Source organism: Paenibacillus sp. J31R98 (genome assembly GCF_056269245.1).
On sequence record NZ_JBWDNO010000011.1, the window covers coordinates 152,176 to 166,727 of the forward strand.

At 53.0% G+C, this 14,552-nt stretch carries 10 protein-coding genes; 8 read left to right on the top strand and 2 right to left on the bottom strand.

Annotation, left to right across the window (positions count from 1 at the left end):
• Window positions 1-12: 12 nt before the first annotated feature.
• The 5 genes from AC0YNX_RS28740 to AC0YNX_RS28760 are packed head-to-tail and all read left to right on the top strand — an operon-like array spanning window position 13 to window position 6,660.
• Complete coding sequence (locus AC0YNX_RS28740; protein ID WP_475819139.1) at window positions 13-999, top strand: aldo/keto reductase; 987 nt, start codon at window positions 13-15, stop codon at window positions 997-999.
• Between the two features lie 57 nt (window positions 1,000-1,056).
• Window positions 1,057-2,139: a glycoside hydrolase family 172 protein gene (locus tag AC0YNX_RS28745; RefSeq protein WP_475819140.1), complete on the top strand. Its 1,083-nt coding sequence runs from the start codon at window positions 1,057-1,059 to the stop codon at window positions 2,137-2,139.
• A gap of 29 nt (window positions 2,140-2,168) precedes the next feature.
• Window positions 2,169-4,277 (top strand): glucosidase family protein, encoded by a 2,109-nt coding sequence (locus AC0YNX_RS28750; protein WP_475819141.1) that lies wholly within the window; start codon window positions 2,169-2,171, stop codon window positions 4,275-4,277.
• 14 nt (window positions 4,278-4,291) lie between these two features.
• Window positions 4,292-5,287, top strand: coding sequence for a Gfo/Idh/MocA family protein (locus tag AC0YNX_RS28755; RefSeq protein WP_475819142.1), 996 nt, complete (start codon window positions 4,292-4,294; stop codon window positions 5,285-5,287).
• A 38-nt stretch (window positions 5,288-5,325) separates the two neighbouring features.
• The gene (locus AC0YNX_RS28760; RefSeq protein ID WP_475819143.1) at window positions 5,326-6,660 is read left to right on the top strand and encodes a glycoside hydrolase family 140 protein; all 1,335 of its coding nucleotides are present in this window, start codon (window positions 5,326-5,328) and stop codon (window positions 6,658-6,660) included.
• A 118-nt stretch (window positions 6,661-6,778) separates the two neighbouring features.
• Here AC0YNX_RS28760 and ytvI read toward each other — a convergent pair whose 3' ends face one another.
• Window positions 6,779-7,894 carry a sporulation integral membrane protein YtvI gene (gene ytvI / locus AC0YNX_RS28765; RefSeq protein ID WP_475819144.1) on the bottom strand — a complete coding sequence of 372 codons (1,116 nt, stop codon included), beginning with the start codon at window positions 7,892-7,894 and terminating at the stop codon, window positions 6,779-6,781.
• 180 nt (window positions 7,895-8,074) lie between these two features.
• Between ytvI and ppk1 the strand changes: the two genes are divergently transcribed.
• Window positions 8,075-10,135: a polyphosphate kinase 1 gene (gene ppk1, locus AC0YNX_RS28770; RefSeq protein WP_475819145.1), complete on the top strand. Its 2,061-nt coding sequence runs from the start codon at window positions 8,075-8,077 to the stop codon at window positions 10,133-10,135.
• Here the strand turns inward: ppk1 and AC0YNX_RS28775 are convergent.
• Window positions 10,126-11,655: a Ppx/GppA phosphatase family protein gene (locus AC0YNX_RS28775; protein WP_475819146.1), complete on the bottom strand. Its 1,530-nt coding sequence runs from the start codon at window positions 11,653-11,655 to the stop codon at window positions 10,126-10,128. The genes ppk1 and AC0YNX_RS28775 overlap by 10 nt on opposite strands.
• A 300-nt stretch (window positions 11,656-11,955) precedes the next feature.
• On the opposite strand from AC0YNX_RS28775, the gene citZ reads away from it, so the two are divergent.
• Both citZ and icd read left to right on the top strand, forming a co-directional pair.
• A complete protein-coding gene (citZ, locus tag AC0YNX_RS28780; protein ID WP_475819147.1) occupies window positions 11,956-13,068 on the top strand; it encodes a citrate synthase in 1,113 nt (370 codons plus the stop codon).
• A 128-nt stretch (window positions 13,069-13,196) separates the two neighbouring features.
• Complete coding sequence (gene icd, locus AC0YNX_RS28785; protein ID WP_475819148.1) at window positions 13,197-14,489, top strand: NADP-dependent isocitrate dehydrogenase; 1,293 nt, start codon at window positions 13,197-13,199, stop codon at window positions 14,487-14,489.
• Window positions 14,490-14,552: the final 63 nt, after the last annotated feature.

Genomic DNA, 14,552 nt, shown 5'->3' on the forward strand with positions numbered 1-14,552 from the left:
GGAGGGAATGCCATGCGCACGAACCGGATCGCGAATACGAATCTGCAGCCGTCCGTCATTTGTCTCGGGACATCGGGGTACGGATCGGAAATCGCAAGAGAAGACGCTTTTCGATTAATGGACTTATATAGGGAGCAAGGTGGGAATTTTCTCGATTCGGCCAACATTTACGACGATTGGGCAGGTCTTGGCAAAAGCCTTAGCGAGAAAACGGTCGGTGCCTGGCTGAAGGAACGGGGCTGCCGGGACAGTATCGTGCTGGCGACGAAGGGCGCGCATCCCGATCTGGCGACAATGGATCAATCGCGTCTTAGCCGCGACGATATTCTGCATGATCTGAACGACAGCCTCTCCAACCTGCAAACGGACTATATTGATCTTTATTGGCTGCATCGCGACGATCCGAACGTTGGAGTAGAGGGCATTATCGACGTGCTCAATGAGCAGGTCCGCAAAGGGACGATTCGCGCCTTCGGCTGCTCCAACTGGACGGTGGCTCGCATCCGCGCCGCGAATGCGTATGCTTCGCGCAGCGGGCAGCTTGGTTTTGCTGCTAACCAGCCCCTTTGGAATCTGGCCGTGCTCAATCCAGGCGTACTCGAAGGCTCGACGGTCGTGGCGATGGATGATGAGACGGCTGCTTATCAAGCGGCTTCTAATATGGCGGCCGTACCGTTCTCATCGCAGGCCAACGGCTTCTTCAGCGGGCGCTATGTTCGGGGTCAAGCACCGGAGAAGGGCGGCCGGTCGGCAATCGTCACGGCGATGTACGCCAATGAGGCCAGCTTCGATCGTCTCGACCGCACGAACAGGCTGGCGGAAGAGCTGAATACGACGCCGACGCGAATTGCGCTTGCTTATTTGACCTCGCATTCGTTTCCTGCGTTTCCGATCATCGGCGTCTCGAAGCCGGAGTATCTGTTGGACAGTTGCGGAGCTGCGGATTTTCTCCTCAGTTCGGAGCAAGTGCGGGTGCTGGAATCCGGCAGTGCGAATTAACAGCTGAATGAAGAGGCATGCCATCATTTTAATTATTCATTCATGGAGGAGATCACGATGAGCTTTAACGGAACGAACATGAACATGGGCAATCTTGCCCGACTGTCCAAGGCAAAAACCCGATCGATCAGCGCCGAGAACTTTACGGGCGAGAAAGGGAAAGGCGGTATGTCTGTCGACGGAGCCAGCGCCTACTGCGCGCGCGATCTCGGTCAAGGCTGGAAAGTCTCGCCGTGCGTTCCGCTTAAGAAAGGCGAAACGTTCGAGCTTGCGAACATTAACGATTCCGGCATGATCCAGCACATGTGGATGACGTGTGCGCCGGAGAAGTGGAGAAGCTTGATTCTGCGCATGTACTGGGACGGCGAGGAGTCTCCATCCGTGGAAGTGCCGCTCGGCGACTTTTACTGCAACGGATGGTGCCAGCGCAGCATCGTCAACTCCATTCCGATCTCTGTTATGACGGGCGGCGGCATGAACAGCTATTGGCAAATGCCTTTCCGCAAGTCGGCCCGCATTACGATCGAGAATCTCGGTGAGGACATCCCGCAATTTTTCTATCAAATCGACTATACGCTTACGGACATTCCGGAAGATATGGCTTACTTCCACGCGCAGTGGCGCCGGAGCAATCCGGTCGGGTACAAGGAAGTGCATACCCTTCTCGACGGCGTGAAGGGCCAGGGACATTACGTGGGCACCTATATGGCCTGGCAGTCGAACAATGACGGCTGGTGGGGAGAAGGCGAAATTAAATTTTTCATGGACGGCGACGACGAGTTTCCAACGATCTGCGGAACAGGAACTGAGGATTATGTAGGCGGCGCATGGGCGTTCGAGCAGGTTGAAGGCGAGGGCTATCTGCCGTATACGTCTCCTTACTTGGGCTTCCATCAGGTATCCAAGTCCAACGGATTTGCGAAGGTGAACCAGCGTTTCGGCATGTACAGATGGCATATTCTGGATCCAATTCGCTTCGAAGAAGACTTGAAAGTGACGATACAGGCGCTGGGCTGGCGTAGCGGCTTCCGGTATTTGCCGCTGAAGGACGATATCGCCTCCGTCTCTTATTGGTATCAGGCAGAGCCGCATGCGCCGTTTCCGAAGCTGCCGGACAAAGACGAATTGGAAGTTATATAAATCAGGGAGCAACTAGGAGGAGAACCGATATGTCAGAGAAACCGATTTATAATGTCTACAGCATGGTGGAGCATTTGAAAATGGCCGAGATGAAGAAGAAGCATCCGGATTGGCTCTGGAACCGCAGCGACACGCATGTGCTGCTCGGCGTTCCTACCTCGCACGAAGGCTATAAAATCGCCGTCGAGCCGGGCAACTCATTTTCTCCGGGCCACCGCACGTATGGTGTGTCGACCTGGCTGTACACGGACGGGAAGCTTCATGCGCCGGAAGAGCTGCCGATCGAGCAACTGTCGTGGTCGTTTCTTGAAGGTCATGTTCCAGTCCTTCGTTCCAGCTGGCAGGCTGGCGGCTTCTCGGTCGAATCCCGTCTGTTTACGGACGGCAATCCCGATACGAACGACATCAGAGCGTATTTCACTGTCGAACTCGGCAACGAAGGCAGCGCGGCGGTATCCGGCACCTTCTACTTGTCGATTCGCTCCTTCGGCGCGGCAGGCGGAGCGATCTCGCGCCTGGCGATGGACGGAAACAGCCTCAAGCTGAACGGCGCGCGGGTCATGGTTGCAGATGAGCAGCCTTCCCGATTCGGCGCGGTCAGCTATGCGGACACGGGTAAAGATATTTATGAGTTTCTTGCGAAAGGGCAGTTCCCCGAGCATGCCGAGGTCGAAGATTCTTCAACGTGGGCAAGCGGGGCGCTCGCTTACGAGCTGAATCTGGAGCCTGGACAGAAGCGCTCGCTGTCGTTCGTCTGCCAGGTGCATGGCGACAACTGGCTGGTAAATCGCATGGTCAATTTACCCGAAGCTTGCCCGGATGTCAGCCGAATCGCGGACGAGTTCGCGGCAGAATGGCAGGCGGGAAGCCGGATTAAGCTGCAGCTTCCCGACCGTCGGTTCCAGGAAGCTATGCTTGCCCAGCTGACGCATCTCTATATGTTCACCGTCGATGCGGAGCCGCGTATTACGCCGGTCTCCTATCCGTTATGGTGGCTGAGGGACGGAGCTTATGTCGTCGTTGCGCTGGACAAAGGCGGCTATGGCGAGTTTGCCGAGCGCGCGCTGCGGGCCGTGGCGCACAGAGATGCCTTCGGCGGCTTCGGCGCGGAGGGTGACGGACCGGCGAACGGAATCTGGATGATCTCCGAGCATTACTTGCTGACGCGTTCGAAATCGTATCTGCAGGACATGTACCCGCATATCGTTCGCAAAGCGGAATTGCTGCGGGAAATGCGACATACGACCGTTCCGGTCAAGCGGCATAACGAATTCCGTACGTCTGAAATGCTGCTGCGCGCAGAGAGTGATATTCTGTGCATGGCGAGCAAGGACGGTCTCATTATGGGGCGGATGGACCACCACCAGCCTATACTATGGATTAACGGTTATGCCTATCTGGCATTGAAACGCGCGGCTATGTGCGCGGAAGCGCTTGGCATTGAAGGCACCTGGTTCGCGGAAGAAGCTGAGGAACTGAAGCAGGCAATCCGCCAGAAAGCCGAGCAAATCTTCGGCGACAACCCGCGTGATCCGAATTCTGTCTTCTGGCCGACTGGCTGGGGAGACAAGGATGACGCACGCATCGTTGAAGGGATGGAGCGCTTCTGGAACGAAGAGCGGTTCCTGAACGGCCAATATAATCCGGAGCCGCATTGGACGTACTTTGAGGCTGGCCAAGCGCACAACTTCCTGCTTATGGGCCATCGCGATCGCGCCTGGCTGTCGATCGAGCATTTCCTGACGCTCCATACGGCGCCAGGGCTATACACGTACCACGAAGGCTGCGATGACGAGAATTCTTCCCTGCAATGGCAGCGTTCGCGGGGCTGGGACGAAATCCGCTATATTACGCCGCATGGCTGGACGGCCTCGGAGCTATTCTTGCTGCTCCGCGACTGTCTGGCAAGAGAGGAAGAGGACACGCTCGTGATCGGCTCAGGCGTTCCGGAATCATGGATGAGCGAGCCGTTCTCCGTCTCTGATATGCCGACGTATTTCGGCACTCTATCATTCTCGTATACGCCGGAGGATCGCAAGCTGATCGTTACCGTCGAGCGACTTCCGCAAGGTGGCATCCGTTCGGAACTGCCGGGCGATGTCGAAGTTGTCGTAAGGACAGCTGTTGGCTCGGTCTAGAAACGGGGGTTAGCATGTCAGACATACGGCCGGTTAAGGTTGCCGTTATCGGTCCTGGAGGCTGGGGCACGCAGCATTGCCGCGCGTTCTCAGACCGGCCCGATGTTGAGCTGTGCGCAGTAGCGGGGCGGTCGCATGAGCGGACGAAGCAGCTGGCTGCTAAGTATCATACGAACGCGTACACGGATATTGACGAGATGCTGGAGCAGGAGAAGCCGGATTTGGTTAGCATTTGCCTGCCTCATCTCGAACATTTCGACACGACGCTGCACGTTATACAGAAAGGGTATCCGCTCCTCGTAGAGAAGCCGCTGGTGTACAGCTTAGCGGAGGCCGATATACTGCTGGAAGAAGCGGCCAAGCGGCAGCTGTTCTTCGCCATCAACTTCAATCATCGGTTCAGTAAGGCGGCACAGCTGGCCAAGGATGCGATTCTTCAAGGCAAAGTGGGTACGCCAGCGTGGGCGGCGTGGCGCTTCTCCGGCGCATGGGATCCGGGCCACCGCTACGGGGCATTGATCGAATTCAATTGCCATGGCTTTGATCTGATCGAATCGCTGTGCGGTCCCATCCGCTCGATTCAAGCGGAAATGACGGATGTGACAGGCAGCGGCTTCCGGTCGTTCGCGCTGTCGCTACGGTTTGAGAACGACGCTGTCGGGAGCTTCATCGGCTCCTACGACGCGTCTTTCTCGCATACAGGCGCCCAGCATCTGGAAATATGCGGTTCGGGCGGACGCGTGCTTGTCGAGGATAACGTAAGGAAATTCACCTATTCCCCTGTGGGCAGCGAATGCAGCGAAGTATGGGAGGCAGGGTTCTTCAACGATTGGGACCGCAGCTTCCATGCTACGGTGGATCGTCATTTCGACGCGATTATCGCGGCTTTCCGCTGCGGCAGCGAGCCGCCAGTGCATGCACGCGCCGGCCGCCGGGCGCTCGTCTTGGCCTTGGCGGCGATCGAATCGTTCGAAAGCGGCCGCCGGGTCCATGTTGCGGACATCCGGTAACGGAGATTGACACATGCGAGAGAGGTTGACGATAAGCGATGACTGAACGATCCACGTTGCTGCAGAAGCTGCGGATAAGCGACGACAAGCGGCATATTGTTCAAGAAGACGGTACTCCGTTCTTCTGGCTTGGAGATACGGCGTGGGAGTTGTTCCTGCGATTGAACCGCGAGGAAGCAGATCGTTATTTGCGTCATCGGGCGGAGCAGGGCTTCACGGTCATTCAAGCGATTGCTTTAGGAGCGACGGATATGACTCGGGCCGACAATGCCTATGGCAGAAGTCCGCTGCTCCACAACGAGAACGGCGATTGCGACCCTACGCTTCCTGATCTTGCGCTAGATGGCGAATACGGATACTGGGATCATGTGGATTATATTGTCGATCGCGCTGCTCACTATGGCTTATATATTGGGATGCTCCCGACATGGGGGGATCGAATTCACGCGGCTTGGGGTGGCGGGCCGGAAATCTTCAACTCGGACAATGCGGCTGTTTACGGCAATTGGCTCGGGAGCCGATACCGAACTCGCCGTAATCTCGTATGGATTCTCGGAGGAGACCGCCCGCTGACGAACAGACGGCATTTGGGCATTATTCACGCTATGGCGGTGGCGCTCCGTCAAGCCGATGGCGGCGCTAATCTCATAACGTTGCATCCGAACGGCGGACAAACATCGTCCATCTCGGTGCATGAAGAGGAGTGGCTGGATTTCAACATGATCCAATCCGGCCATGAAGCAAACGTGCCGAACGAGGCGATGATTGCGAGCGATTATAAGCTCGTTCCGCCGAAGCCAGTCCTCGACGGCGAGCCTTGCTATGAGGATCATCCGGTCGGTTTCAAGACGGAGAACGGGTTCTTCGACGCGAAGGATGCGAGGCAGGCGGCGTACTTCGCGCTGTTTGCCGGCGCATTCGGCCATACCTACGGGCACCATTGCGTCTGGCCGATGATAACGGAGCCGAACGACTATTTTATCATGACCTGGCAGGATGCCATCTCGCGTCCGGGTGCCGCGCACATGAAATATGTCCAACGGCTGATGACAGCGAGGCCGATGCTGGGCAGAGTGCCGGATCAGTCGCTGCTCGTCCGCAATTATAAGGGCAGCGGCCGATTGCAAGCATGCCGAGGCAAGGACTATGCCTTCGTTTATAGTCCGAACGGTCTGCCGATCGAGATCCGGTTAGGCACTATATCAGGCGGCGTCTTGAATGTGCATTGGTATGATCCGCGAACGGGTCAATCGCATCTTGGCGGGATGGTGGACAATCATGGCGAGCGGAGGTTCACCCCTCCTTCCTGCGGACGGCAGGACGACTGGGTGCTCGTGCTTGACGATGTGACCGCAGATTACCTGTGTCCGTAGAGAAGAAAAGAGAAAGACGACGCATCCTAGTAAGCGCAGGTAAGCAAAACGATTTCTATAAATAGTTTCCCTTTAACAAATAACGTCCTGCTCATGGTGAGCAGGACGTTATTTGACTTTATTTTGGACCGCGTACGACGAACCAGTATAAATCCCGAAACACATTTGCCCTATGTATCGCAGTTAGGATAACAAGCGAGACCGGCCCAATAATGAGGCCGACGACACCGAATAACTTGAGCCCGACGAACATCGCGATTAGCGTCGGCAGCGCTTCGAGACCGACGCTGCTTGCAAGCACCTTCGGCTCGATCGTCTGTCTGCAGACCAGAATGACCCCATAGAGAACGGACAAGCTGATGCCGAGCGAGACTTCACCATAGATGAACGTATACGCGATCCAAGGGATCATTGCCGCTCCAACTCCAAGGTAAGGGAGCAGATCAACGAGTCCGATGAGCATGCCGATCGTAATTGCATAATCAACGCCGATGATGAGGAGACCGATTGTCACAACGACCGCTGTGATTGATATCATAATGAACTGAGCACGCAAATAACCGAACAATGCTTTTTGCAGGTCAACCCAGACAACTGACGACGACTGCCTGATTTGCTCAGGGAACCAGCCCCCCATCCGCTTGACATAGACGCTCCAATCCTTCGAGATGAAGAAAGCAGCGAGTAGCACGACGATCATAATCGTGGCTACATTTGGCAAGGAAGTAATAATATTCACAATGCCATTTAGGAAATAGGTTATAATATTGGTACTTGTTTGTGCGAGCAAATTGGCCGTGTCGGATATACGAGCGTTAATTGTATCGTGATAATTCGGATTTGCATCGTAGAAGGAATTGAGCTTGCCGATGAGGTTCTGAATCTCCGGCGAAGCCACAATAGATTCGAATTCATCGCGCCACCAGTCGATCGAGCTGCTGACCGATTTGGATAGATGAATGATTTCGACCACAATACGCGTCACGAGCGCGGATACAATCGTAACCATCGCCACGACGAATACAAGCAGCGTCAGAGTCACGCCAATCCAGCGTGGCAGCTTCAGCTTCCGATTCAGCATGTTTACAATCGGATTAATGGCATAGGCGAGCAGCCAGCCGAGTAAAAATGGATACACTAGCGGCGTTATATAAATAACAGCGAGCACTGCGCCTACCAGTCCGAGAAGCAGCAGAAACGCGCGCCATATCCGTTTCCAAATGACACGATCCATATGAGAGATCACTCCTTTATATTGTGCAGGCGGGCATGGTCTTTCCATTTCCAGTGTAGCATAGTTACCAAAAAAAGTACGATCCGCATTAACTTTACGCCTTATTTACAAATCGTTAACATGTGATAAACATTGACACTTCATAATTGTATTATTCGGGCATAGCAGGAGGACTACTCAATGAACAAACTAATGTCGCCCTACGTAAACCGCGACTTGAGCTGGGTCGAGTTTAATCGCAGAGTGCTGGAGGAGGCGCAGGACCAGGATAATCCGCTTCTTGAGCGGGCTAAATTTCTGGCAATCGTCTCAAGCAACCTCGATGAATTTATGAGCGTGCGCGTAGCAGGCATTCAAGATCAAATAAAGGCCGGCTATACGAAGCGTGATTTTACCGGCTATTCGCCTGCTGGACTATGGAAGCGCCTGATGAAGCGCACTGGTCTCATGGTGGTTGAGCAGTATCGCACCTATCGCGAAGTGCTGCGAGGTTTAATGAAGGAAGGGATCTGCTTCCGCCAAATTGACGAGCTTAACGCTCAACAGCTGAAAGCGGTCGACGATTATTTCTTTGACATCGTCTTTCCCGTGCTGACGCCGATGGCGGTGGACCAGAGCCGACCGTTCCCGCTGCTTCATACAAAGGAGCTCTATCTATCTGTACTGCTCGGCCGCGAGAATATGCCCGAGGAAGAAGAGCCGTTCTTTGCAATCGTACAAGTTCCGTCTATTCTATCCCGGTTCATCCAACTCCCTAACCGAATGAATAGCAAGAAGCATGAATATCTGCTGCTCGAACAACTGATTGAGCGGCATATCAACACGCTCTTTAACGGATATACGACGATCTCGGTTGATCCGTTCCGTTTAACCCGCAATGCGGACCTTACGTTAAACGAAGAAGGTGCTGAGGATCTGCTCGAAGAGATTGAGAAGGAGATTCGCCGCAGACGCTGGGGGCTTCCGGTTCGATTAGAATATGGCAAAGGCATGCATCCTTATGCGCTGCAGATGCTCAAGGAAGAGCTTGAGCAAGGCGAGAACTTGTTTGAAATTGATGGGCCGCTCGACCTAAGCTTCTTAATGAAGTTTGCTTCTGCGGTGCCGGATTATGATAATCTTCGTTTCGAGCGCATCGAGCCGGTCTATCCGCATGAGTTCGACGAGGATGATATGTTCTCCGTCATAAGGCAGGAAGACGTGCTGCTCTACCATCCATATGAATCGTTCGAAGCCGTGACGGATTTCGTGACGGATGCGGCGCATGACCCAGACGTTCTCGCGATCAAAATGACCCTCTACCGAGTAAGCGGTCAATCCGCTCTCGTTCAAGCGCTGGCGATGGCCGCGGAATCAGGCAAGCAAGTGACTGTGGTCCTGGAGCTTAAGGCTCGGTTCGATGAGGAACGGAACATCGCATGGGCGCGTCAGCTGGAGAAGGCGGGATGCCATGTCGTTTACGGCCTCGTAGGCTTGAAGACGCATGCGAAGATAACGCTCGTCGTGCGGAGGGAGCAAGGCATGCTTCGTCGATATGTCCATGTCGGCACAGGCAATTATAATGACAGCACTGCGAAGCTGTATACGGATATTGGCTTGTTTACGTCACATCCGATTATCGGAGCAGATGCATCCGCTTTGTTCAACGAGATAACCGGCTACTCTTCGCCATATGAGTGGAAAGCGTTCGGCGTTGCGCCAACAGACCTCAAGCAGAAGCTGTTCGATCTTATGGACCGAGAGAAGCAGCATGCGGCGGAAGGGAAGCCAGCGCATATTATTGCTAAGATGAATAGCTTGTCAAATCAGGAAATGATCGATAAGCTGTATGAAGCGTCGCAAGCCGGCGTACGTATCGAATTGATCGTGCGCGGCGTATGCTGCCTTCGTCCGGGAGTACCTGGACAGAGTGAGAATATTCGCGTCATTAGCATCGTAGACCGATTCTTGGAGCATTCGCGGATTATGTACTTCAGTAACGGAGGCAATGAAGAGGTTTACTTGTCCAGCGCGGATTGGATGACTCGTAACTTAACCCGCCGGATTGAGCTCATGTGCCCTGTATTTGACGCCAAACTGCGCAAGACGTTAATGAACGTGCTTAAGCTTAATTTGGAAGACAATAAGAAGGCGCGTGAGCTGCAATCTGACGGCGGTTATGAGCCGGTGCGGAATGAGCAGCCAGCACTTAGAAGCCAATTCCATGCAAAAAATATTCGCAAATGGAAGAGCTACCGATAGTCGGGCGGTTGCAAGCAGGGGGTTAAGTTCCACTGCTTCTTGAAGTCGCTTGCGAGTGAATCGACTTCCTTGCGTTCAACGGCAAGCATCCCTTCGGCACGCAGCGCACGCAGGTGAAGCTTGCCGCCCGCGGCTTCGATACTCAGTTTGCCGATTGCTTGCGTTTCACTGCGGTCGAGTGCGATTGCCAGCAGCAGCACAACGCCAAGCTTGCATACCAAATCAATATCTTCTTCGATTAGTAACGGCTTGTACTCGGCAGCTGTCTGTTTCACACGGCTCTTGCCTTTATAGGATGCAATCAAGGAACATATGAGGAGCTCCCGATGAGATAATCCATTAATATGCGAATTGATCATTAGATAGAAAGTATGCTTCTTATAATCGTAATAATCGATGCTTGCGCCGATTCGGTGCAGAATCGAAGCAATGTCAAGGTACTGCCGTGCGCGGTCAGGCTCTGGCAGCCTCGAACCAAGCAGATCAAGCAAGCTCAGCACCGTGCGGTTCACCTGCGATGTATGCTGCATTGGCGCTTCAGGGTGAAGGGCTGCGAGATTATTAACGCTGTAAGTAATGACATCATCTAGTCGAGGCATCTCCGGGAAGCGGGTGGCGTAGAATAAGCCATCCCTGAGACCCGCTGCACAGACTAGATAATGAGAAGCGCCGATTGCGCGGAAGATCGTGCGTAAGATTGCAACGCCTGGAACCACAATATCGACGCGGTCTTTCGACAGACCGGGTACTTTGCTTCGCTTATCCAGAGGCTGCTTCCGAAGCAGCTCGAACAGCTCATCGGTCGAAGCCGCATCAATCGGATAATTATTCGTACTCGGGAACGGATATTTGACATGTGCCTGATGCACCTTGCCTAGCGCGCGCACCGTTCCGCCGATTCCTACAAGCGGCAAGTGCGGCGAGCTGCGGAGCCAAGCTTCCTGTTCAATTCTATCTTCAACATGCTTCTCAAGTTCCTTCAGCTGCTGATCCGAGAGCATCCCGCCTTTGCCATATCGCTTCGTCATGCTGACGCAGCCGAATGGGAATGAGACGGCATGGACAAGTTTCCGATTCTTGAACAGGGATACTTCTGTGCTGCCGCCGCCGATGTCGATCAGGAAGCCGTCTTCAATGGCCATCGAGTTAATCATTCCGAGGTAGCCGTAATCGGCTTCTTGCTTACCGGAGAGCAGCTCGATCGGCAGGCCGGATTCTGCTTCAATGCGACGCAGGATATGGCTCTGATTCGTTGCATTACGGATAGCTGCTGTTGCAACAGCACGGATGTGGCCCGTGCGATGATGCGCGCAAATGAGCCGGAAGTGATTCACCATATCCACAAGCTCACTTATGGATTGCTCTGGCAGAGCTCCGTCGTCATCCAGCTGCTCGCTTAGCCTTGCTGAACGTTTACTGCCGTCGATTACACGGTGGGCGCCGCCGGTTGTGCGTTCATAGACGACGAGCCGAATGGAGTTGGAGCCGATATCAATGATGCCGATGCGCTGTTCAGTCATTCGAAAGTCCCCTTAGAGGCGTGAAGCCAGTCTTGTTATATTGCACATCTTACCATTTGGGACAGTCGCAATAAAGTGTAGTTTTGAGCGGGTAAAAGTGAAATGTTTAGGGAAAAATCAATGCAGGTTAAGTAGAAGAAAAAACCTTTATGGTAGCGATAAAGCAATTTTATGTCCGATTTTGTTCACTTCCAGGTCAAAATCCGATATGATTAAAACGACGATTGTGGAACTCGAATCCAATTATTGTTAACGTAACTCCATTTATTTTAAATAAAAGAGACAAAAGGAGAGAGAAACATGACAGTGACCAAAGGTCTGGAAGGTATTGTCGCAACGACATCCTCGATCAGCTCCATTATTGATGGGGTACTGACATATCGCGGGATCAACATCGATGATCTTGCTGAGCATGCTTCTTTTGAAGAAGTAGCTTACTTGCTCTGGTACGGTAAGCTTCCGAACCAATCTGAGCTAAACGATCTGATCAAGAAATTTGGTGAATACGCAGCTGTACCAGCGCAAGTGCTGGAACAAATGAAGCTGTACCCAAACAACACGAACTCGATGGCAGCACTCCGTACGGCGGTTTCGAGCCTTGCGCTTTATGATGAATCCGCTAATGAGATGTCGCAAGAAGCGAACATTAAGAAGGCGATTAAACTGCAAGCACAGATCCCGACGATTGTTGCTGCATTTGACCGCATTCGCAAAGGCCAAGAGCCAGTTGCTCCGAAGTCGGGCGTTTCCATTGCTTACAATTTCCTATACATGCTGACTGGCCAAGAGCCGGATCAAGTAGCTGTTAAAGCACTTGACCAAGCCCTTGTACTTCACGCAGACCATGAGCTTAACGCATCCACATTCGCAGCACGCGTTACGGTTGCTACGCTTTCGGATATCTACTCCGGCGTAACTTCCGCAATCGGTGCCCTCAAAGGCCCATTGCACGGCGGTGCGAACGAAGCGGTAATGGTTATGCTCGAAGAAATCGGTTCGTTCGGCAACGTTGAATCGTATATCAACGAGAAGCTTGCGAACAAAGAGAAAATTATGGGCTTCGGTCACCGTGTTTACAAGAACGGCGATCCGCGTGCGAAGCATCTGCAGAAGATGTCCCGTGAGCTTGGCAAATTGACAGGCAACATGGAATTGTACGAGATGTCCGTTAAGATTGAAGAGCTTGTTACAGGTCAAAAAGGTCTGAAGCCGAACGTTGACTTCTACTCTGCATCTGTATACACAACCCTTCAAATCCCGCGCGATCTGTTCACGCCGATCTTCGCGATCAGCCGTTGCACAGGTTGGACAGCACATATTCTTGAACAATACGAGAACAACCGCTTGATCCGTCCGCGTGCTGAGTACACAGGCCCAGTCGATCAAAAGGTTACTCCAATTGCAGATCGTTAAGCTGAAAGAAGCGGCCTTGTCGTGACGGGGTGCCGACTGCCAGCGCCTTATAAAGCGCGGACAGCCGGCTCCCGTCATGTTATGTAAAGCGATTATACGCACTTCAAATTATAGGAGGATTTCAACTAATGAAACTCGAAAAATTCGCGTTACCAACTGAAGGACAACAAATCACTATCGATAACGGCGTACTTAATGTGCCGAGCAACCCAATCGTACCTTTCATCGAGGGCGACGGCACAGGCCGTGACATCTGGAAAGCATCCAAGCGCGTTCTGGATGCAGCTGTTGAGAAAGCATACGGCGGCGAGAAGAAGATCGCTTGGTACGAAGTATTCGCCGGCGAGAAAGCATTCAATACTTACGGCGAGTGGCTGCCAGCTGATACGCTGACTGCAATCCGCGAATATATCGTAGCAATCAAAGGTCCATTGACTACGCCAATCGGCGGCGGTATCCGTTCCCTGAACGTTGCGCTTCGCCAAGAGCTTGACCTGTATGTATGCTTGCGTCCAGTTCGTTACTTCGACGGCGTACCTTCCCCGGTTAAACGTCCTGAGCTAGTAGACATGGTTATCTTCCGTGAGAACACTGAGGATATCTACGCTGGTATCGAGTACCAAGAAGGTTCCGACGAAGTTAAGAAAGTAATCTCCTTCTTGCAGAATGAAATGGGCGTTAACAAAATCCGTTTCCCAGAAACTTCGGGTATCGGCATTAAGCCAGTTTCCGCAGAAGGTTCGAAACGTCTTGCACGTGCTGCGATTGAATACGCGCTGAAACATGGCCGTAAAACGTTGACACTTGTTCATAAAGGCAACATCATGAAGTTCACTGAAGGTGCATTCAAAACTTGGGGCTATGAAGTCGCTGAGCAAGAATTCGCTAACGAGACTTTCACATGGGGTCAATACGATCGTATCAAAGAAGCAGAAGGCACTGACGCTGCTAACAAAGCACAAAAAGAAGCAGAAGCTGCTGGCAAGCTGATCGTGAAGGACGCAATCGCGGACATCGCGCTGCAACAAGTTTTGACTCGTCCAACAGACTTCGACGTTATCGCAACGTTGAACCTGAACGGTGACTACCTGTCCGATGCACTGGCTGCACAAGTTGGCGGTATCGGTATCGCACCAGGCGCGAACATCAACTACTTGACTGGTCACGCAATCTTCGAAGCAACTCACGGTACTGCGCCTAAGTACGCTGACCTTGACGTTGTAAACCCAGGCTCGGTTATCCTCTCCGGCGTAATGCTGCTTGAGCACCTTGGCTGGCAAGAAGCGGCTGATTCCATCTACAAAGGTCTGGAAACAGCAATCAACAACAAAACAGTAACTTATGACTTCGCACGCCTGATGGAAGGCGCTACAGAAGTGAAATGCTCTGCATTCGCTGACGAAATCATTAAAAACCTGTAATACAACTGGAATAGGGAGCGTCCCTATTTACCCCATGCTTATGCCTCCCCTAAATCCCCTCCA